The sequence below is a fragment of the Stenotrophomonas maltophilia complex sp. Om-AH-Sm3 genome (genome assembly GCF_059337855.1).
In genome coordinates this window covers 118,393-139,959 of the sequence record NZ_JBYBLQ010000005.1, presented here as the reverse complement: position 1 = coordinate 139,959, position 21,567 = coordinate 118,393, and the positions used below count along the sequence as shown (strand labels likewise).

The following is a 21,567-nucleotide window of genomic DNA, read 5'->3' as shown; positions in this document are numbered from 1 at the left end:
CATCCGGGCCGGGATCGAGCCCCATTCTACCTGCCGCCGCCGGCCGCAAGCCCTTGCCGTTGCTGGCCTGATCGGTACCGATGGGCGCGCGCACGCTGCTTTTTCTTGCCCCGGCCCCTGCCCTGCACTAGGCTTCCCGTTTTTCGCGACGCCCCAGGGGAGTCACTCACATGGTCGAAGGTTTGGGCAGGATCGGCTTCGGCCTGTTCGGGTTGGCGGTGCTGATCGGCATCACCTGGTTGTTTTCCAACAACAAGCGTGCGGTTGACTGGAAGCTGGTTGCCACCGGTATCACCCTGCAGATCGCCTTCGCGGCGCTGGTGATCCTGGTGCCGGGCGGGCGCGACGTGTTCGATGCGCTGGGCAAGGGCTTCGTCAAGGTCCTGAGCTTCGTCAACGAGGGCTCGGGCTTCATCTTCGGCTCGTTGATGGACACCAAGAACTACGGCTTCATCTTCGCCTTCCAGGTGCTGCCGACCATCATCTTCTTCTCGGCGCTGATGGGGGTCATGTACCACCTCAACGTCATGCAGGCGATCGTGCGCGTGATGGCCTGGTCGATCACCAAGGTGATGCGCGTGTCCGGCGCGGAAACCACCAGCGTCTGCGCCAGCGTCTTCATCGGCCAGACCGAGGCGCCGCTGACCGTGCGCCCGTACATCGCCAGGATGACCCAGTCCGAGCTGCTGACCATGATGATCGGCGGCATGGCGCACATCGCCGGCGGCGTGCTGGCGGCCTATGTGGGCATGCTCGGCGGTGGCGACCCGGTGCAGCAGGCCTTCTACGCCAAGCACCTGCTGGCGGCGAGCATCATGGCCGCACCGGCCACCCTGGTCGTGGCCAAGCTGCTGATTCCGGAAACCGGCACCCCGCTGACCCGCGGCACGGTGAAGATGGAAGTGGAGAAAACCTCCAGCAACATCATCGACGCGGCCGCTGCCGGTGCCGGTGACGGCCTGAAGCTGGCGCTGAACATCGGCGCGATGCTGCTGGCCTTCATCGCCCTGATCGCGCTGCTGAATGCACCGCTCACCTGGTTCGGCGAAGTGACCGGCCTGGCCGCTGCCATCGGCAAGCCGACCAACCTGTCGACCATCTTCGGTTACGTGCTGGCCCCGATCGCCTGGGTGATCGGTACCCCGTGGGCTGATGCCACCACCGTCGGTTCGCTGATCGGCCAGAAGGTCGTGATCAACGAGTTCGTGGCCTACACCGAGCTGTCGCAGATCGTGAACGGCCAGGTGGCGGGCGTGAGCCTGTCCGACGAAGGTCGCCTGATCGCCACCTACGCGCTGTGCGGCTTTGCCAACTTCAGCTCGATCGCGATCCAGATCGGCGGCATCGGCGGCCTGGCGCCGGAACGTCGCCACGATCTGGCCAAGTTCGGCCTGCGCGCGGTGTTGGGCGGTACCATTGCCACCTTCATGACGGCGACCATCGCCGGCGTGCTGACGCACTTCAGTTGAACCCCTGGTTGAGAAAAGATTTCCTATGAGCAGCAGTGTCGTTGTCGTCGGTTCCTTCAATGTCGATCACGTGTGGCGGTGCGAGTCGCTGCCGGCACCGGGTGCGACCATTGCCGGCCGCTACAGCACCGGCCCGGGAGGCAAGGGCTTCAACCAGGCCGTGGCCGCCTGCCGCGCCGGCGCTGAGACGCACTTCGTGTGCGCGCTGGGCGATGACGCCGGCGGCGCCACCGCACGCGAACTGGCCGCGCACGATGGCTTTGGCCTGATTGCCGAAGCCAGCAGCGAGCCGACCGGCACTGCGGGCATCTATGTGGACGCGCGCGGCCGTAACACCATCGTGATCGGCCCGGGCGCCAACGCCGCGCTCAGCACCGACTTCCTGCAACAGCAGCAGGCATTGCTGACCGGCGCCAAGGTGGTGCTGGTACAGCTGGAATCGCCGGTGCAGACCATCGAAGCGGCGCTGGCCACGGCCCGCGAGGCCGGTGTCACCACCGTGCTCAACACCGCACCGGCCGACGCGCCCTCGACCATTGGCCTGCTCAAGCTGGCCGATGTGATCACCCCGAACGAGACCGAGTTCGCCGCCCTGCTCGGCCGCCATGTCGGTGAGCGCGTGGATGCCAACGATGTCGCCGCGCTGGATGGCGCCAGCCTGCATGCGCTCTGCCGCAAGCTGGTCGGCAACGGTACCGTGGTGGTGACCCTGGGTTCGGTGGGCGTGTTCGTCTCGCATGCCGACGAGAACCTGCGCGGCGATACCCAGCCGTACTACCGCGTCGGCGCCGAGCAGGTGCAGGCCATCGACACCACCGGTGCCGGTGACGCCTTCAACGGTGCGCTGGCCGCGTCGCTGGCGCAGGTGGCCGATGCCCCGTTCGCCCGCCACGTGCGCTTCGCCAACCAGTTCGCCGGCCGTTCAACCGAGAAGGAAGGCGCTGCAGCGGCGATGCCGCGCTTCACCCCGGCCGACGCCGAAGCCAAGTAATTCCACGCCACGTGTGGATGACAAGGCCCGGGTGCACAGGCACCTGGGCCTTTCTTTTGCCCATTACCCGGTCCCTGCGACTGCCTGTCGCATTGTCCACATCCTGCCCCTCGCCCACCATCCGCGCAGCTTCCTTGCACGGGCAGGACATGGACGGATTCCCCTGGTTGCTGGTCGCGGCCGCAGGCAGTGCCGCTGCGGCGCTGCTGCATATCGGCTGCATCGCCTTCGGCGCCGCGTGGTACAGATACTTCGGTGCCGGCCAGCGCGTGGTCCGGCTCGCGCATGCGGGGCACTGGTGGCCACCGTTGATGACCGTCGGCATCACGGCCGTGCTGGTGGCCTGGACCCTGTACGCACTGGCCGCCGCGGGCTGGCATTCGCCGCTGCCGGCCAGCCGCCTGGTCCTGCCCGCCATCGCTGCCTTGCTGCTGCTGCGCGCCGCGACGGGCTTCGGCCTGGCGCTGCTGCGACCCGGCTACAACGGCCGGCGCTTCTGGGTGGTCAGTTCGCTGGCCTGCCTGGGCCTGGGGCTGGCCTTCGCCCTGGGTACCCGCCAGGCCTGGCAGAGCCTGGGTTAGCCGGCCACCATCGCCCGCCCTTGGGGGCGACGGAAGCAACCGTCAAGCATCTGCTGATGCCGGTACGGCATGAGGTCGGTGCCGATCGGCCTGAACCGGACCGTACCCGACACGGCCGTACCGCCGCCCGCGCCCTACAATGGGCGCATGCAGATCGGCCCGTACACCATCGCCCCCAACGTCGTGCTGGCGCCCATGGCCGGCGTCACCGACAAGCCTTTCCGCCTGCTGTGCAAACGGCTGGGCGCGGGCCTGGCCGCCTCGGAAATGACCATCAGCGACCCGCGCTTCTGGAACACGCGCAAGTCGATCCACCGCATGGACCATGAGGGCGAGCCGGCGCCGATCAGCGTGCAGATCGCCGGTACCGAGCCGCAGCAGCTGGCCGAGGCGGCGCGCTACAACGTCGACCACGGCGCGCAGATCATCGACATCAACATGGGCTGCCCGGCCAAGAAGGTGTGCAACGCCTGGGCCGGCTCGGCGCTGATGCGCGACGAGCAGTTGGTGGCGCGCATCCTCGAAGCCGTGGTCAACGCGGTGGACGTGCCGGTCACGCTGAAGATCCGCACCGGTTGGGACTGTGACCACCGCAATGGCCCGCTGATCGCGCGCATCGCCGAGGACAGCGGTATCGCTGCACTGGCCGTGCACGGCCGCACCCGCGACCAGCATTACACCGGCCAGGCCGAGTACGCCACCATCGGTGAGATCAAGGCCGCCCTGCGCATTCCGGTGATCGCCAACGGCGATATCGATTCGCCGCAGAAGGCTGCCCACGTTTTGAAGGAAACCGGCGTGGACGCGGTGATGATCGGCCGTTCCGCACAGGGCCGGCCGTGGATCTTCCGCGAAGTGGCGCATTACCTGGCCACCGGCCAGGAACTGCCGCCACCGTCGCTGGCCGAAGTGCGCGACATCCTGCTTGGCCACCTGCACGCACTGCATGCCTTCTATGGCGAACCGCAGGGCGTGCGCATCGCGCGCAAGCACCTGGGCTGGTATGCCAAGGACCGGCCGGAGAACGCCGCCTTCCGTGCGGTGGTCAACCGCGCGGAGGATCCGCAGAGCCAGATCGCGCTGACCACCGAGTACTTCGACCGCTTGATTGACGGGGAACCGGCGCTGTCTTCGGCAGCCTGACCGCCCTGCCGCGTCGCAACGTCGAGCCTGCTCGACCGAATTGAACTCCGAGAGCCCGCCCCATGACCCCGCCGATTTCCTCTCCGACCTACCTGCACGGGTTTTCCGGCACCGAACAGCAGCGCCTGATGACCCAGGCGCGCCTGCTGGAATCGAGTATCTTCGGCCAGATCGACTACAGCGGTGCACGGCGCCTGCTGGAAGTCGGCAGCGGCGTGGGTGCGCAGACCGAGATCCTGCTGCGCCGCTTCCCCGAGCTGCACGTGACCGGCGTGGACCTGAGCGAGACCCAGCTGGCCACCGCGCGCGAGAACCTGGCGCGCACCCCGTCGTGCAGCGACCGTTACACCCTGCAGCAGGCCGATGCCGGCGAACTGCCGTTCGAGGCGCGCAGCTTCGATTCGGCCTTCCTGTGCTGGGTGCTGGAACACGTTCCGTCACCGGCACGCGTGTTGAGTGAAGTGCGCCGCGTGCTGGCGCCGGGTTCACCGGTCTACATCACCGAGGTGATGAATGCCTCGTTCCTGCTTGATCCGTACTCGCCGCACATCTGGCGCTACTGGATGGCCTTCAACGACTTCCAGTACGACCACGGTGGCGACCCGTTCGTCGGCGCCAAGCTGGGCAACCTGCTGCTGGCCGGCGGCTTCCGCGACGTGCATACCGAGATCAAGACCATCCACCTGGACAACCGCGAGCCTGCCCGTCGCAAGACCATGATCGCGTTCTGGGAGCAGCTGCTGCTGTCGGCGGCCGACCAGCTGCTGCAGGCCGGCTCGGTGGACGAGGAAACCGTGGAAGGCATGCGCCGCGAGTTCCGGCTGGTGCAGAACGACCCGAATGCAGTGTTCTTCTATTCGTTCGTTCAGGGCCGCGCGACGGTGTATTGAGCCGACGCGGCACCAATGCTCCCGTATCCACGCATGGCGTGGATCTACTCAACGACGCCGGCTGCGGGCGCTGATCGACGCAGTAGAGCCACGCCACGCGTGGCTGCCAGCGCCGATGTCCCTTCATCCACGCAGGGCGTGGATCTGCTCAACGGCACCGGCTGCGGGCGCTGATCGATGCAGTAGAGCCACGCCACGCGTGGCTGCCAGCGCCGATGTCCCTTCATCCACGCAGGGCGTGGATCTGCTCAACGGCACCGGCTGCGGGCGCTGATCGATGCAGTAGAGCCACGCCATGCGTGGCTGCCAGCGCCGATGTCCCTTCATCCACGCATGGCGTGGATCTGCTCAACGGCACCGGCTGCGGGCGCTGATCGACGCAGTAGAGCCACGCCATGCGTGGCTGCCACCGCCGATGTCCCTTCATCCACGCATGGCGTGGATCTACTCAACGGCACCGGCTGCGGGCGCTGATCGACGCAGTAGAGCCACGCCATGCGTGGCTGCCACCGCCGATGTCCCTTCATCCACGCATGACGTGGATCTACTCAACGGCACCGGCTGCGGGCGCTGATCGACGCAGTAGAGCCACGCCACGCGTGGCTGCCAGCGCCGATGTCCCTTCATCCACGCAGGGCGTGGATCTGCTCAACGGCACCGGCTGCGGGCGCTGATCGACGCAGTAGAGCCACGCCATGCGTGGCTGCCAGCGCCGATGTCCCTTCATCCACGCATGGCGTGGATCTACTCAACGGCACCGGCTGCGGGCGCTGATCGACGCAGTAGAGCCACGCCATGCGTGGCTGCCACCGCCGATGTCCCGCCATCCACGCAGGGCGTGGATCTACTCGGGCGCATGCCAGATCCGCTGCCACATCGCGGCCAGCCGGCGACCTGCGTCGGCGCGCGCGGCCGGGCTGCTGTAATCCACTCGCACCTGCTCGGGTGTTATCGGCCGCCACTGCCCGTCGGCCTGCTCAGCCACCACGAAGTTGAAGGTGTAGTCCGGCTCCAGCCCCATGCGCAGGTCACTCAGCACCAGCCGGCCGTCCACCACCTGCGCACGCATGAAACCTCGGTTGAACCACTGCAGCCGCTGCACGGCGGGAATTGAAGACGCTTCGCGCAGTGCCTGCACGTTGGACGGACGGCCTTCGAACCGCATCGGCCCATGGTCGGCCACCAGTGAGCGATCACCCACCACGTAGCCATTGGGCGTCATCGCCACCACCCGCCACAGCAGCGTATTGAACGGCATCGGCACCGAGAAGCGCGGCGCGTCACCCAGGCCCATCGCCGCCAGGCTCTGCTGGGCGGCCCGATCGACCTGCGCCTTGGCGATCAGCCCCCAGCCCAGGTAGCCACTGCTGAACAGCAACGCCGCGCCCAGCACCTTGCCCGCCCAGGGCCGCGCACGACCGAACCAGGCCAGCACGCAGCCCAGCAGCAGCCACACCGTGTAGCCAGGGTCGATGATGAAGACGCTGGAGCCCATGGTTGGGTGTGGCCGCAGCGGCCACCACAACTGGGTACCGTAGACGGTGAACGCATCCAGCAAGGGATGGGTAACCAGCGCCAGCTGGATCGCCCAGAACCAGCGCAGCGGTGACTGCGCGACGCGACCATTGCCGAAGCGCTTGAACAACCACCAGATCAGTGCGGCCACCCAGGGCAGCACCAGCAGCGAATGGCTGAAGCTGCGGTGTTCGGTCATGTTCGCCACCGGGTCGGCCGCAGTGAAGCCAAGCCACAGGGCGTCGAGGTCCGGCAGGGTGCCGAGCGCGACACCGGCCAGCAGGGCCGCGCGGCGATGGCCGGGCGGAGCGATGGCAGCAGCGACGGCGCCACCGAGCACGATCTGGGTCAATGAATCCATGGGCCGATGCTAGCGGCTTGCGCGCGGTGTATGTAGAGCCGAGCCCATGCTCTGCTGCTCTTCGTTGCGCGTAACGACAGCCGAGCATGGACTCGGCTCTACAGCGGGACACACGCGGGCTATGCCGCCTGCGACAACCGCGCGCCCGGCAGCTCCACCAGCGTCTGGCCGTTGTGGTCCAGCAGGCGCAGCGCGCCGTCGTGGTCTTCGACCAGCGCGGTCAGGCTTTCCACCCAATCCCCATCGTTGGCATAGACCAGGCCATCGCGTTCGACCAGCGCGGCGCGGTGGATATGCCCGCAGACGATGCCGTCCAGGCCGCGCCGGCGCACGTCGTCCAGGCCGGCCTGCACGAAGCGCTCGATGTAGCGTTCAGCCGCACCACTGCGCTTCTTCAGGAACTCCGACAGCGACCAGTAGCGCATGCCAAGCTGGCGGCGCACCGCGTTCAATGCCTGGTTGCCGGTGAGGATGCGGTAATACAGCCAGTCACCGAACTTTTCCTGCAGGCCGCCGAAGTGGGTCACGCCGTCGTAGTCGTCGCCGTGCGCGACCAGCAGCCGGCGGCCATCGGCGGTCACGTGGATGGCGCGGCGGCGCACCTGCATCGCCGGCAGCATCAGCCCGCACACCTGGCGCAGCGATGCATCGTGGTTGCCGGGGATGTAGATGATCTCGGTGCCAGCGCGACGCAATGCGTGCAGCGCCTGGATGACCTCGCTGTGCGACTGCCGCCAGTTGGCACGGCGGTGCGCCATCCACCACAGGTCGATGATGTCGCCGACCAGGTACAGCCGTTCACAGCGCAGCTGCGAGAGAAAGCGCGCCAGCTCGGTGGCATGGCAGTGACGTGATCCCAGGTGCACGTCGGAGACGAACACTGCGCGCCGGTGCGGCGACAGGTTCGCCAGCGTGCTCATGCCGGCGTCCCCGCGTCGCGCAGGTAACGTTTGCGCTTGTTCGGCCGGATCGCACACAGATCCACCTCGATCAGGCCGTCGATCGAATCGCTGAAGTCCGGATCCACCCCGAAGGCGAGGAAGCGCGCGCCGCCCGGTTCGCACAGATCGGTGTACTGGCGATACAGCGTGGGTACGCCGGTACCGAGTGCAGCCAGATTGGCCTTGAGCACGTCGAACGCGGCGCCTGCATCCAGCTCACCGAAACTGGGCGGTGCGGCGAAGTACTGGAACGGCCGGTTCGATTCGGCCATGCCGGCGGTGCCGCTGTAATAGCGCTGGTAGTACGCCACCAGCTGCTCGCGCGCATCGCGCGGCAGCGCCGCACTGATCGACACCGCGCCGAACAGGTAGCGGATCCCCGGCCGGCACTGCAGGTAGGCACCGATGCCCTGCCACAGGTAATCCAGGCTGCGGCTGCCCCAGTAGTCGGGCACCACGAAGCTGCGGCCCAGTTCCAGGCCTTCGGCGATGTGGCTGATGGCGTCGTCGGAATAGCGGAACAACGACGCACTGTAGAGGCCGGACAGGCCGTGCCGGGCCAACGCGTGGGCACCACGCATGATCCGGTACGCGCCAGCGATGCGCTGCGCGGCGGCGTCCCAGATCACGATGTGCTCGTACTGCGGGTCGTAGTTGTCGAGGTCACGGCTGCGGCCGGTGCCCTCACCCACCTGGCGGAAGGTCAGTTCGCGCAGGCGGCCCAGTTCCAGCAGCAGTGGCGAATCGGCAGTGCAGGTGGCCAGCAGGATCTGCTTGCCGTCGGCGGTCTGGCCCAGCTGGGTGGCGGCAGCGATGCCGGCGGCGACCTGCGAAGGTGGCAGCGGGGCGGCCAGCGGCTCAGGGCCCGCGCAGGCAGCGGCATTGCCGGCCGCGCCATTGCGGCCCAGCGCATAGAGTGCGCGACGTACCGCCAGCAGTTGGGCACCCGGGTCGCCGCCGTCGCCCAGCCGCATCGGCTCGCCGATGCTCAGCCGCAGCGGGCGGCCACGACGGGTGAACATCTCGCGTGCCAGCAGCGCGGTACCGGCCGGCTTGAACAGGGTCGAGGCGCCATAGAATAGTGCCGAGTTGCGCGCTTCCACCCGCACCGGCAGCACCGGCGCGCCGGCCGCGCGGGCAAAGCGGACAAACCCCCGCTGCCAGCGGCCATCGCGGATGCCGCGCAGCGACAGGCGCGAGACCTCGCCAGCCGGGAACACGATCACACACTGCTCGGCGGCCAACGCCTGCTCCACCGCATGCAGGCTGCCGCGCTGCGCCTTGCCGCCCAGGATGCGCACCGGCAACAGCAGATCCTGCAGCGGCGCGATCGCCCCCAGCAGGTCGTTGGCCACGATCCGCACATCGCGGCGGATACGGCCGACCGCGTCCAGCAGGGCCAGTGCGTCCAGAGCCCCGGAAGGGTGGTTGGCGACGATCAGCAGGCGGCCGGTGGCCGGAATCTTCGCCAGCGCGGCCGGATCCACCTGGTACTGGCCGCCGATGAACTCCAGGCCGGCGGCGACGAAACCGAAGCCGCGCAGGCCTGAGCTGCGCTGCAGGAAGGCTTCGATCTGGTCCAGGCGCGACCAGCGGCCGACGCTGCGCAGCAACGGCCGCGCCAATTGGCCGCGACGGCCATGGAACCAATCGGGGAAACGTTGCTGGAGACGCTGTTCGAGTTCCTGCATGGCGGATCCACTGATGCCCGGCGGCCGGATTGGCCGACAGCCTGCGCCCGGCAGGCGGCAGCCAGATGGCGGTTTCGGGGCAGAACGATGACGGCCGGCCCCCTTGACGGCCGGGTCGCGGCCTGCGCGGTCGGGGGTTGGGCAGCCCCGTCTGTTGTTGTCACGCTGGTGGAACACTGGGCCTCGAGGCTGGCCCCCAATCCCGTCGTGACGGCCCCTGCCGGGCCTACGCGGGCTTAACCACCGGCAACCGGTACCGGTTCACAATGCACAGGCGGCGCACCCCGTGTATCATGCGCGCCCATCTTTCCATCCGAATCAAGGGATATTACGCCTGATGTCCAGCTATCTCTTCACCTCCGAGTCGGTCTCCGAAGGCCATCCGGACAAGGTTGCCGACCAGATCTCCGATGCGGTGCTGGACGCGATCCTGACCCAGGACCAGCGCGCCCGCGTGGCCTGCGAGACCATGGTCAAGACCGGCGTTGCCATCGTGGCCGGTGAAATCACCACCAGCGCCTGGATCGACCTGGAAGCGCTGACCCGCAAGGTCATCACGGACATCGGTTACGACAGCTCCGACGTCGGCTTCGACGGCGCCACCTGCGGCGTGCTGAACCTGATCGGCAAGCAGTCGCCGCACATCGCCCAGGGCGTGGACCGCAAGAAGCCGGAAGAAATGGGCGCTGGCGACCAGGGCCTGATGTTCGGCTATGCCACCAACGAGACCGACAGCTACATGCCGGCCGCGATCCACCTGTCGCACCGCCTGGTCGAGCAGCAGGCCAAGATCCGCAAGAAGAAGAACTCGCCGCTGTCGTGGCTGCGCCCGGACGCCAAGAGCCAGGTCACCCTGCGCTATGAAAACGGCGTGGTCTCGGCCATCGACGCCGTGGTCCTGTCGACCCAGCACGCCCCGGGCATCAAGCAGAAGGACCTCATCGAGGCCGTCCGCGAAGAGATCATCAAGCCGGTGCTGCCGGGCAAGTGGCTGCACAAGGGCACCAAGTTCCACATCAACCCGACCGGCAAGTTCGAGATCGGCGGCCCGGTGGGCGACTGCGGCCTGACCGGCCGCAAGATCATCGTCGACACCTACGGCGGCTGGGCCCGTCACGGTGGTGGTGCTTTCTCCGGCAAGGACCCGTCCAAGGTCGACCGTTCGGCCGCCTACGCGGCCCGCTACGTCGCCAAGAACGTGGTTGCCGCCGGCCTGGCCGACCGTTGCGAAGTGCAGGTCTCCTACGCCATCGGCGTGGCTGAGCCGACCTCGATCTCGGTCACCACCTTCGGCACCGGCAAGATCAGCGACGACAAGATCGAGAAGCTGATCCGCAAGCACTTCGACCTGCGCCCGTACGGCATCATCAAGATGCTGGACCTGATCCACCCGATGTACCAGCAGACCGCGGCCTATGGCCACTTCGGCCGCAAGCCGAAGGAGTTCAGCTACCTCAACGGCGAAGGCGAGACCGTCAACGCCACGGCCTTCTCCTGGGAGAAGACCGACCGCGCCGCCGCCCTGCGCGCCGATGCGAAGCTGAAGTAAGCAACACGAAGGGCCGCGCAAGCGGCCCTTCTGCTTCTGGTAGAGCCGGCCGCTGGCCGGCTTTTTCATGGCCTCCGGGAACAACCGCGTGGTTGCCGGCCAGCGGCCGGCACTACCGGTTGCCGATACAATCGCCGCATGTCGACTGAACTGAAAACCCACCAGCTGTCCATGACCGTGCTGATGTCGCCGGAAATGGCCAATTTCTCCGGCAAGGTCCATGGTGGCGCCATCCTGCGCCTGCTTGACCAGGTGGCCTACGCCTGCGCCAGCCGCTATGCCGGCAGCTACGTGGTCACCCTGTCGGTGGACCAGGTGATGTTCCGCCAGCCCATCGCGGTGGGCGAGCTGGTCACCTTCCTGGCCTCGGTGAACTACACCGGCACCTCATCGATGGAGATCGGCATCAAGGTGGTGGCTGAGGACATCCTCAAGCGCAGCGTGCGCCACGCCAACAGCTGCTTCTTCACGATGGTCGCAGTGGATGAAGAAGGCCGGCCGACGCCTGTCCCGCCCTTGCAGCCGGCAACGTCCGACGAAAAGCGCCGCCAGGCCGCAGCACAGATCCGCCGCCAGCTGCGCCAGGAAATGGAACAGCGCCACCTGGAACTGCTCGCGTCGAACCCGCCGTCGCCGGAAGAATAAGGACGTGCGGGGCAAGCCCCGCACCCACCGAGGCCGCAGTTGCCGGCCAGCGGCCGGCACTACCCTTTCGAATTCGCCGGGCCATGCCCGGTGGATGCGGATCAACCGGTGTTCTGCACACCCTGCGAAACGCCGTTCACGCACGCCACCAGCGCGCGCAGCAGATCGTCATCCTCGCGCCCGCTGGCCCGCCAGCGCTGCAGCAGATCCACCTGCAGCACGCTGATCGGATCGACGTAGGGATTGCGCAGGCGGATCGACAGCGCCAGCCGCGCGTCGTGGTCCAGCAGCGTCTTCTGGTCCATCAACGCCAGCAGCCAGCGCCGCGTGAGCTCCAGTTCGCGCTGCACCTGTGGGAAGAAGCGCCCGTGCAGTTCACCCGACAACAGCGAGAACTGCTCGGCGATGGTGATATCGCCCTTGGACAGCACCATCGCGATGTCATCCAGGAAGGTACGGAAGAACGGCCAGTCCCGCGCCATATCGCGCAGGGTCTGTTCGTGGCCGGCATCGACCGCGGCCTGCAGGCCACTGCCCACGCCGTACCAGCCGGGAATCACCGCACGCGCCTGGCTCCAGGCGAACACCCAGGGAATCGCACGCAGGTTGCCCAGCGCTGCGTCCTGGCCGAGCCGGCGCGACGGCCGCGAACCCAGCGTCATCCGCTCGATCACGTCGATCGGTGTGGCGGTACGGAAGTAATCCATGAAACCGGGCTGGCCGACGAACGCGCGATACACCTCGCTGCTGGCCGCAGCCACCGCATCCATCACCGGCCGCCACGCGTCCTCGCGCGGCTCGGCGGCACGCGGACGCAGGCTGGCGCGCAGCACCGCACCGGTGGCCTGTTCCAGCGAGCGCAGGGCCAGCGCGCGGATGCCATATTTGCGATGGATCACTTCGCCCTGCTCGGTCACCCGCAGGCGGCCATCGATGCTGCCGCGTGGCGACGCATCCACGGCGTGGGTGGTCTTGCCACCACCACGGCTGATCGAGCCGCCCCGGCCATGGAAGAAGGTCAGGCGGATGCCGGCCTCGGCCGCCACCTCCAGCAGTTCCACCTGCGCGCGCTGAAGGCCCCAACGCGAAGCAGCAATGCCACCATCCTTGCTGCTGTCCGAATAGCCCAGCATCACCATCTGAACATCATCGCGTGCACGCAGGTGCGCGCGGTACACCGGATCCTCCAGCAGGTCGCGCAGCGTGGCGGTGCCGCGCTTTAGGTCGTCCACAGTTTCAAACAGCGGCGCGATATCGAGCGGCACGCCGCCATCGGCATCGACCAGGCCACCACGCCGCGCCAGCGCCAGCACCGCCAGCACGTCGCTGCGGTCGTGCGCCATCGAAATGATGTAACTGCCCAGTGCATCGCCGCCATGGCGTGCGCGTGCATCAGCCAGCGCGGCAAACACCGCATCGAGCCGCTGGTTGCCTTCGTCGTCGCCCTTCGGCAACGGCGTGTCACCACTCGCATGCGGCGCCAGCAGGCGCGCACGCCCCACGGCATCGAGATCGTCCCACGCTACGTCACTGCCCAGCACCGTGGCCAGCGCACGCGCATGCACGCTCGATTCCTGGCGCACATCCAGCCGCGCCAGATGGAAGCCGAACGTCTTCACCCGCCACAACAGCCGCTGCACGGCGAAGCCGCCAGCGTGTTCGCCGCGATTGGCGCGCAAACTGTCGAGGATCAGCTGCAGGTCGTCGATCAGTTCATCCGGGCCGGCGTAAGCGCCCTCGCCGTCTTCCAGCGTGGCCTGCAGGCGCGCGCGCATGCGATCGTTGAGCAGGCGGTAGGGCATGTCGGCATGGCGCGGGCGCGACTGTACCTGCGGCAGCAGCTGCTGGTAGTGCGCCACGCGCGCCTGCAGCGCATCGCTCACGCCCACCCGCTCGGTGGACTGGCTGAGCAGGCTGGCCAGCTGCAGCAGTTCCTTCTGATAGCGCGCCAGTACCGCCTGCCGCTGCGCATCCAGCGTAGTGCGGATGGTGTGGGCATCCACGTTCGGGTTGCCGTCCATGTCCCCGCCCACCCACGTACCGAAGCGCAGCAGGCGCGGCAGTGGCAGCTCTTCACCATAGGTATCGCGCAGCGCCTGCTGCAGCGATTCGTACAGCACCGGAATCACGCGGTACAGCACCTGCACCAGATAGAAGCCGACGTGCTCGCGCTCGTCATCGACGGTGGGCCGCACCGGCGAGGAATCAGTGGTCTGCCACGACGCGGTCAGCGCCATGCGGAAGCGCGCAGCATCGGCGGCCGCTTCCCCCGGCGTGCGCTGGCCGTCGAGGTTGTCGACCAGGCTGGCCACCATCAGCTGCTCTTTCTCCAGCAGCGCGCGGCGCACCGCTTCGGTCGGGTGCGCGGTAAACACCGGTTCGATGTCGATGCGCGGCAGCCACTGCGCCAGCTCGTCCAGGCCCACGCCCTGCGCCTTCAGGTGCTGCAGCGCATCCTGCAGGCCGTCGGGCTGCGCCCCTGCGGTACCGGCACGCTGGTAGTCACGGCGGCGGCGGATGCGATGCACGCGCTCGGCAATGTTGACCACCTGGAAGTAGGTGCTGAAGGCCCGCACCATGGTCTCGGCCTGCTGCGGCGTGCGCCCGGCCAGCCCTTCGGCCAGCTCCGACAGCGGCGCCTGGTTCTCGCGGCGGGCGATGGCGCGGGTACGTACCTCTTCGACATCGTCGAGGAACGCGGCCGATACCTGTTCCACCAGCAGGTCGCCGACCAGTGCGCCGAGCCGGCGCACGTCATCGCGAAGCGGAAGATCGGGGGAAGCAAACTCGATGCTGCTGCGGTACTCGTTCATCGGCGACGCACAGGCCTCGGTCAACGGATCCAGACCCCAAGCCTAAACCAGAACGGGCAGCGTGCTGCGATGCAAAAATGGTTTCATCTGCACGCATCCCTGGCGGACGCAGCCGAGCATGGGCTCGGCTCTACAAGCGTCGTGGCGCGTGACACTGTGTAGCGCCCGAGCCCATGCTCGGGCGGCGGCGCAGCCGCACAGGCGGCCCCTGTTACAGGGGCCGCCCTCATGCAGGTATCAGCGCTTCTTCTTCGCCTTGCCCTGCTCGGCCGGGCCGATGGTCTGCTCCAGCCAGCGCTCGCTTTCGGCCAGCATGGTCATGATCGATTCGCGTGCCCGGTAGGCATGCGATTCGTTGGGCAGCATCACCAGCCGCGCGGTGCCACCCAGGCCCTTCACCGCGGCGAACATGCGCTCGCTCTGGATCGGGAACGTGCCGGAGTTGTTGTCGTCCACGCCGTGGATGAACAGGATCGGATCCTTGATCCTGTCGGCGTAATTGAACGGCGCCATCTTCTGGTAGACGTCCTGCGCCTGCCAGTAGTTGCGCTCCTCGGCCTGGAAACCGAACGGAGTAAGCGTGCGGTTGTAGGCACCGCTGCGCGCGATGCCGGCCTTGAACAGGCGGGTGTGTGCCAGCAGGTTGGCCGTCATGAACGCACCATAGGAATGGCCGCCGATGGCGATGTGATCGCGATCGGTCACGCCTCGGCGCACCACCTCATCCACCGCTGCCTGCGCGTTGGCCACCAGCTGTTCGATGTAGGTGTCGTTTGGCTCCTTGTCGCCCTCACCGATGATCGGCATCGACGGGCTGGCCAGCACCACATAGCCCTTGGCCAGGAACGCCTGCGGGCCCCAGTAGCTGACCGCGTTGAAGCGGTACGGCGAATCGGTCACCTGGCTGGCCGCAGCCGCGCTCTTGAACTCACCCGGGTAGGCCCACATCAGCAGCGGCCGCGGGCCGTCGCGCTTGGGGTCGTAGCCCGGCGGCAGCAGCAGGGTCGCGGTCAGGTCGACCCCATCCTTGCGCTTGTAGCGGATCTGCTCCTTCTGCACGCCCTTCAACTGCGGCAGCGGGTGCGCGAAATGGGTCAGCGCGCGCGGTGCAGCACCGGCATCGGCCAGCGACTGCACGTAGAAGTTGGCCGGCTCATCCGGGCTCTCGCGGCTCAGCAGCAGCGAGCTGGCCTGGTCGTCCAGCAACGCCACCGGCAGCGAATAGCTCGGCGCCTGCGAGTGGAACAGGCGCGTTGCCTTGCCCGTGGCGATGTCGAAGCGGTCCACGAACGGACGGTCGCCTTCCGGCGAAGCACCGGCACCGGCCAGGTACAGGCTGCTGCCATCGGGGCTGGTCTGCAGCAGCGAACGACCCCGCTCGTCACTGGCCAGCAGCGGCCGGCCCGGATCGGCATAGCGGTCCTGCGCGTCACGATCCCACAGCAGGCGCGGCTCGGCACCGGCGTTGTCCGGGGCGATCAGCCAGGTCTTGGTCCTGCGGGTCTTCCACCACGATTCGGTCAGCAGGGCCAGGTCACCGCGGCCCCAGCTGATGCCGGCCAGGCGGCTGCCAAGCTGGGCCAGGGTGACCGGCGGTTTGTCGAACGGCGCGGCCTGCATCAGCACCGCATCGCGCACCCTGGCCTCCCTGTTCGGGTCGCCGCCGTCCTGCGCTTCGGCCCAGACCAGGGTGGCGTCGGCATCACCGCGCCAGCTGATGTCGCGCACGCCGGTCACTTCGGCATCGTTGCCGGTCGGCAGCCCTTCCACCAGCGGGCGAACGGCGACGGTGTGCACCAGCTTGCCGCTGGCACGCTCGATCACTTCAATGCGGCGCGGAAAACTGCTTACCGGCACCACGTAGGAGTACGGACGCTGCACCGGCTGGCGCAGCACGAAGCGGCCGTCAGGCGACACCGAGAAGCCCATGAAGATGCCGGCCGCACCGATCGCGCGGGTACTGCCATCCAGGCCGACTTCCATCGGCTGGGTAGTCGCGTAGTAATCGAACTGGCGGGCGTCGGCTTCGTTCTTCAGCAGGTCCTGATAGGTACGGATCGACACCACGCCGCCACCCTGGCTGGTCTGCTGCACGGCAGGGCCGGTCGGGACGCCGTCGGCGGCCGGGGCCGGCCCCAGGTTGGCGGGGCGGGTGAACACCACCAGCCCGCGGCTGTCCGGCAGCCACTGGTAGCCGCTGCCGATCACCGTGTTCAGGCCGGCAACCAGGCGGCGGGCGCTGCCACCGGCCACATCCACCAGCCACAGTTCATTGGCGCCGCTGGCGGCGTCGACCTGGTTGAAGGCCAGCCACTTCTGGTCCGGCGACCACATCACACTGGCGATCGACAGCGTGGCCGGCAGGCCACTGATCTGCCGCTCCTTGCCATCGGCCACGTTCATCAACCACAGCTTCTCACCGAAGCTGAAGCGGCTGTCGGAGAACGTGCGCGGGTTGATGCGCAGGCCGGCCAGCTTCAGTTCCGGCTGCGCCACCACCTGGATCGACGGCAGCGACGGCATCTGCATCATCGCGGCCACGTCGCGGCGCGGCGACAGGAACAGCGACGGCGCGCGCGGGGCGTCGACCACTGCCTGCAGTGCAGCCGATGGCAGTTCGTAGCCATTGACGCCCTGCGCCTGCGCCGGAGTTGGCTGCGAGGCGGCCGCCCAGGCCAGCGGGGCCACCGCCAGCAGCCCCATCGACAGGACCAGGCCGGTCCAGCGCCGTGTGCGGCGCGCGTGCATGCTCATCGTTCCACCTGTGTGATGCGTGAAAACTCCGACCTTAACAGGCCGTGCACGTGGCCCCATCTGCCGATGGTTGGGTCATGCCGATGTCACGCTGGGGCCGCGATATAATGGGGGTTCTCCCCTGCCGAGGGGCGCTGCGACCGGATCCCACGAGGCCCGGCCAGGCTCGGTAAGGTGGCTTTGTAACAACGGCGCCCGGCTAGATGCGAGCATCCGCTCGCCCACAACCGGAGCACACGAATGAACGCTGTTGCCAAGACCTTCTCCACCGAAGGTGATTACAAGATCCGCGATATCACGCTGGCCGACTGGGGCCGCAAGGAACTGGACATCGCCGAGCACGAAATGCCGGGCCTGATGTCGATCCGCCGCAAGTACCAGGCCGAGCTGCCGCTGAAGGGCGTGCGCGTGACCGGCTCGCTGCACATGACCATCCAGACCGCAGTGCTGATCGAGACCCTGAAGGACATCGGCGCCGATGTGCGCTGGGCCTCGTGCAACATCTTCTCGACCCAGGACCACGCGGCTGCCGCCATCGCCGCCACCGGCACCCCGGTGTTCGCCTGGAAGGGCGAGACCCTGGAAGAGTACTGGGACTGCACCCTGGACGCGCTGACCTTCACCCTGGCCGACGGCACCCTGACCGGCCCGGAACTGGTGGTCGACGACGGCGGTGACGTGACCCTGCTGATCCACAAGGGCTACGAGCTGGAAAACGGCAGCGACTGGGTCAACACCGCGTCCGCCTCGCACGAAGAACAGGTCATCAAGAACCTGCTCAAGCGCGTGGCCAAGGAGCGCCCGGGTTACTGGGGCCGCGTGGTCAAGGACTGGAAGGGCGTCTCCGAAGAGACCACCACCGGCGTGCACCGCCTGTACCAGCTGGCCCAGGCCGGCACCCTGCTGATCCCAGCGATCAACGTCAACGACTCGGTCACCAAGAGCAAGTTCGACAACCTGTACGGCTGCCGCGAGTCGCTGGCCGACGGCCTGAAGCGCGCGATGGACGTGATGCTGGCCGGCAAGGTGGCCGTGGTCTGCGGCTACGGCGACGTCGGCAAGGGCTGCGCGGCCTCGCTGCGTGCCTACGGCGCGCGCGTGATCGTCACCGAGATCGACCCGATCTGCGCCCTGCAGGCGGCGATGGAAGGCTATGAAGTCAACACCATCGAATCGACCCTGGGCCGTGCCGACCTGTACGTCACCACCACCGGCAACCGCGACATCATCCGCATCGAGCACCTGAGCGCGATGAAGGACCAGGCCATCGTCTGCAACATCGGCCACTTCGACAACGAGATCCAGGTCGACGCACTGGTGTCCTACCCGGGCATCAAGCACGTCAACATCAAGCCGCAGGTGGACAAGTACATCTTCCCGAACGGCAACGCGATCTTCCTGCTGGCCGAAGGCCGCCTGGTGAACCTGGGCTGCGCCACCGGCCACCCGAGCTTCGTGATGTCCAACAGCTTTGCCAACCAGACCCTGGCACAGATCGACCTGTGGGCGAACAAGGACAGTTACGAGAAGAAGGTCTACCTGCTGCCGAAGAAGCTGGACGAAGAAGTGGCCCGCCTGCACCTGGAGAAGATCGGCGTGAAGCTGACCACCCTGAGCCAGGAACAGGCCGACTACATCGGCGTGCCGGTGGAAGGCCCGTTCAAGCCGGACCACTACCGCTACTGATGCCTGTGGGGTGCCGGCCAGCGGCCGGCACTACCGGCGTACGCCGGGTCGGATCCCTTTCCGCATGAAAGGGCTCTGCCCCCGGCAACGGATGCAGACAGGACGGGCGCCTTCGGGCGCCCGTTCTGCGTTGCGGCACCCGGCAACTGATCCGCGCACCCTGTCACGGAGCACTAAGAAGCTGCTTGCTAGGCTTTACGCCCGCGTGGGCTGCCAACGGCAGGCCATGCGCCGGGACGCAGACACCAAAGGACAGGACATGCCGCGCAACCGTGAACGACTGAACCGGGCCATGAAGCCCCTGATGACCCTGTGCTGGGTGGCCCTGCTGGCCGCCTGCACCCCACCTGCCGGCGACGCCGGCGCTACGGCTCCGGCTGCGGCCAGCGGACAGGCCAGCCCCGCAGGCAAGGCCGCCGACGCGCCCGCCACGGTTGCCGACACGAGCGCTGGTTGCGCCGATGCAGCGTCGCCGGCACAGACCCTGGTCTGCAAGGACCCGACCCTGACCGGCCTGGATGCGGACATGGGCAAGGCGGTCACTGCCGCACAGGCCACGCTCGATGCAGCAGGGCAGAGCAAGCTGCACGCCGAACAGCAGCGCTGGCAGGAGCACACCCGCGACCTGTGCACCGATGCACAGTGCCTGCGGCAGGTGTACGCCGATCGCCTCAAGGTGCTGTCCGCTACGCGTGACGGCCTGGTCGATCAGGATGCATGCGAAGCCCCTGACGGCCAGCAGCAGTGCGTGGACCTGCTGGTGTTGCGCGATCCCAACAGCCAGCTGGCTAACTTCAACACGCTGCTGGGTGAGAACGGCCAGGAAGGTCGCCTGCTGGGCTGCACGGCCGCCACGAACATGGGCGGCGGTGCCAACGCCCTGCTCGCAGCCAACTGCACCCAGGAAACCTCCGCCGGCAGGCGCACCGTACAGCTGTGCAGCAACCAGATGGTTGGCCAGTTCGCCCTCGAACCGGCGCCGGCTGCTTACGGCACCCAGGCTATCCGCCAGCTGCTCGGCTTCACCCAGCAGCACTGCGCCGGCTGACAATCGCCGGGCACGCCCGGCGCTTTTCTCTCATTGAAGGACGATGACCATGGCAACGGATTCCACCCTTACGCGCGAACAGCTGTCCACGCTGTTCCTCAACACCGAGCTGGGCGGCGACACCCGCCACCTGGACCACTTCTCATACGCACAGAAAGGCGCAAGCACCTATTCGTTCGGGCTGGTGCAGTTCGATGTCGGCGGCAATCCGCAGGCCAGGCGCTTCCTGCGCGACAACGGCTTCACCGATGGTGACATCGCACTGTTGTCCCAGCAGGGCGGCTTGAGCACCCAGCAGCTGGCGGCGCTCGACGCCAAGTTGCAGGCCATTCCGCAGGCCAGGATGGACGAGCTCACCAACGCCAAGCTGGACAGCGCCATCGAGCGTGTCGATCAGGCCATCGCCAAGGTGCGTGCAACCAATCCGGCCGCGGCCGATGCCATCGCCGCCAACCCGGAGTTGCAGTTGGCCATGGCGGACTATGACAACCAGTTCGGCAGCATGGGCCCGCAGTTCATCAGCTATCTGGCCGGCAATGCGGAAAAGCTGCAGGGCGGCACGGTCCAGGCCGGCAATCCGCCGACGCGCGGCGACGTGCAGAACTTCGTCGATGCCACCAAATACGGCATCCAGTCGCAGGCCGCCGTAGCCAGCCGCGATGAGCGCTTCGACCGGGCCATGGTCCAGATCGGCATCACCCCCACCCATGCTCCCTCGCACGGGTCACCGGGCACGCCTGCGGGCAACGGCGTGCTGGTCAACGGCAGCAAGGGCGATGAGGTGCAGGCCATGCAGCAGAAGCTGTCCGACCTGGGCTATCTGGGCAAGGACGGCAAGCCGCTGGTGGCCGATGGCGATTTCGGTCCCGGCACCCTGGAAGCGGTCAAGCAGTTCCAGCGGGATCACCACCTCACCGTAGACGGCAAGGCTGGCGGCACTACCCTGGCCGCACTGGATGCGGCCACGCAGCAGCGCGCACCGGCTGCCGAACCGACCATGGCCACCCCGGGCCACGCCGACAACCCGCGTTACCAGCAGGTCGTGGAAAAGCTGGAAGCACTGGAAGAACAGCGGCGCCAGGGCGGCCTGTCGCCGCTGTTCAATGACCGCAGCCAGCTCGAGAACGCCGCAGGCCAGGTGGCTTACGAGTCAAAGTTGGCCGGCATGAGCCAGGTCGATACCGTGCTGGCGCGGCCGGACAACCAGGGCGTGTTCGCGGTGCAGGGCCAGCTCGGCGATCCCGCCATGCATCGCACCTACGTCGACCTGTCGCAGGCGGTGAACCACAATCTGCAGGACAGCACGCGGCAGAGCCAGGCCCTGGACAACGAACTGTCGCAGCGGCAGACCCAGGAACAGATGCAGACGCAGCAGTCGATGTCGCGCTGATGCTGGATGCAGCCGATCGCAGCCGGGACGGGCGCCTTCGGGCGCCCGTTCTGCGTTGACGCGCGAGTCTCGGTCAAGGCAACGCCCCTGCCCCGCGCTA

At 67.5% G+C, this 21,567-nt stretch carries 17 protein-coding genes and 1 riboswitch; of the genes, 12 read left to right on the top strand and 5 right to left on the bottom strand.

Translation table 11 applies throughout. The features are described 5' to 3' along the window. Positions 1-170: 170 nt before the first annotated feature. From AC10QF_RS08265 to AC10QF_RS08235, 7 genes are all read left to right on the top strand, one after another. On the top strand, positions 171-1,469 hold the full coding sequence (locus AC10QF_RS08265; RefSeq protein WP_095379333.1) for a NupC/NupG family nucleoside CNT transporter: 1,299 nt from the start codon (positions 171-173) through the stop codon (positions 1,467-1,469). Between the two features lie 25 nt (positions 1,470-1,494). Next, complete coding sequence (locus AC10QF_RS08260; RefSeq protein ID WP_235647306.1) at positions 1,495-2,460, top strand: ribokinase; 966 nt, start codon at positions 1,495-1,497, stop codon at positions 2,458-2,460. 149 nt (positions 2,461-2,609) lie between these two features. Beyond that, a complete protein-coding gene (locus tag AC10QF_RS08255) occupies positions 2,610-3,041 on the top strand; it encodes a hypothetical protein (RefSeq protein ID WP_494542035.1) in 432 nt (143 codons plus the stop codon). A gap of 147 nt (positions 3,042-3,188) precedes the next feature. Next, a complete protein-coding gene (gene dusB, locus AC10QF_RS08250; protein ID WP_053500098.1) occupies positions 3,189-4,184 on the top strand; it encodes a tRNA dihydrouridine synthase DusB in 996 nt (331 codons plus the stop codon). Between the two features lie 62 nt (positions 4,185-4,246). After that, positions 4,247-5,074 carry a methyltransferase domain-containing protein gene (locus AC10QF_RS08245; RefSeq protein WP_494542034.1) on the top strand — a complete coding sequence of 276 codons (828 nt, stop codon included), beginning with the start codon at positions 4,247-4,249 and terminating at the stop codon, positions 5,072-5,074. Between the two features lie 33 nt (positions 5,075-5,107). Continuing rightward, the gene (locus AC10QF_RS08240; protein ID WP_181452199.1) at positions 5,108-5,248 is read left to right on the top strand and encodes a hypothetical protein; all 141 of its coding nucleotides are present in this window, start codon (positions 5,108-5,110) and stop codon (positions 5,246-5,248) included. A gap of 359 nt (positions 5,249-5,607) precedes the next feature. Then, entirely contained in the window at positions 5,608-5,748 is a 141-nt protein-coding gene (locus AC10QF_RS08235; RefSeq protein WP_494542033.1) for a hypothetical protein, read from the top strand. 170 nt (positions 5,749-5,918) lie between these two features. Here AC10QF_RS08235 and AC10QF_RS08230 read toward each other — a convergent pair whose 3' ends face one another. From AC10QF_RS08230 to olsF, 3 genes are all read right to left on the bottom strand, one after another. Continuing rightward, on the bottom strand, positions 5,919-6,950 hold the full coding sequence (locus tag AC10QF_RS08230; RefSeq protein WP_494542032.1) for a metal-dependent hydrolase: 1,032 nt from the start codon (positions 6,948-6,950) through the stop codon (positions 5,919-5,921). A gap of 119 nt (positions 6,951-7,069) precedes the next feature. Next, positions 7,070-7,870 carry a UDP-2,3-diacylglucosamine diphosphatase gene (locus AC10QF_RS08225; RefSeq protein ID WP_005415316.1) on the bottom strand — a complete coding sequence of 267 codons (801 nt, stop codon included), beginning with the start codon at positions 7,868-7,870 and terminating at the stop codon, positions 7,070-7,072. Next, positions 7,867-9,582: a bifunctional ornithine lipid synthase OlsF gene (gene olsF / locus AC10QF_RS08220; protein WP_111128367.1), complete on the bottom strand. Its 1,716-nt coding sequence runs from the start codon at positions 9,580-9,582 to the stop codon at positions 7,867-7,869. Before olsF ends, AC10QF_RS08225 begins: the two co-directional genes overlap by 4 nt. Positions 9,583-9,919: 337 nt before the next feature. Here olsF and metK point away from each other — a divergent pair, with 337 nt between their 5' ends. Together metK and AC10QF_RS08210 are read left to right on the top strand one after the other, a co-directional pair. After that, complete coding sequence (gene metK, locus AC10QF_RS08215) at positions 9,920-11,131, top strand: methionine adenosyltransferase (protein WP_069139514.1); 1,212 nt, start codon at positions 9,920-9,922, stop codon at positions 11,129-11,131. Positions 11,132-11,269: 138 nt separating this feature from the next. After that, complete coding sequence (locus AC10QF_RS08210; RefSeq protein WP_005415314.1) at positions 11,270-11,776, top strand: acyl-CoA thioesterase; 507 nt, start codon at positions 11,270-11,272, stop codon at positions 11,774-11,776. Between the two features lie 101 nt (positions 11,777-11,877). Here AC10QF_RS08210 and ppc read toward each other — a convergent pair whose 3' ends face one another. Beyond that, entirely contained in the window at positions 11,878-14,589 is a 2,712-nt protein-coding gene (ppc, locus tag AC10QF_RS08205; RefSeq protein ID WP_494542031.1) for a phosphoenolpyruvate carboxylase, read from the bottom strand. 237 nt (positions 14,590-14,826) lie between these two features. Then, positions 14,827-17,343 carry a S9 family peptidase gene (locus AC10QF_RS08200; protein ID WP_494542030.1) on the bottom strand — a complete coding sequence of 839 codons (2,517 nt, stop codon included), beginning with the start codon at positions 17,341-17,343 and terminating at the stop codon, positions 14,827-14,829. Between the two features lie 120 nt (positions 17,344-17,463). Continuing rightward, positions 17,464-17,547, top strand: a riboswitch (S-adenosyl-L-homocysteine riboswitch). 36 nt (positions 17,548-17,583) lie between these two features. Between AC10QF_RS08200 and ahcY the strand changes: the two genes are divergently transcribed. From ahcY to AC10QF_RS08185, 3 genes are all read left to right on the top strand, one after another. Continuing rightward, positions 17,584-19,029, top strand: a complete 1,446-nt coding sequence (gene ahcY / locus AC10QF_RS08195) for an adenosylhomocysteinase (RefSeq protein ID WP_033834449.1) — start codon at positions 17,584-17,586, stop codon at positions 19,027-19,029. A 259-nt stretch (positions 19,030-19,288) separates the two neighbouring features. Then, complete coding sequence (locus tag AC10QF_RS08190) at positions 19,289-20,077, top strand: lysozyme inhibitor LprI family protein (protein ID WP_005415310.1); 789 nt, start codon at positions 19,289-19,291, stop codon at positions 20,075-20,077. A gap of 49 nt (positions 20,078-20,126) precedes the next feature. Then, positions 20,127-21,467: a peptidoglycan-binding domain-containing protein gene (locus AC10QF_RS08185; RefSeq protein ID WP_235649826.1), complete on the top strand. Its 1,341-nt coding sequence runs from the start codon at positions 20,127-20,129 to the stop codon at positions 21,465-21,467. The last annotated feature ends 100 nt before the right edge of the window (positions 21,468-21,567 follow it).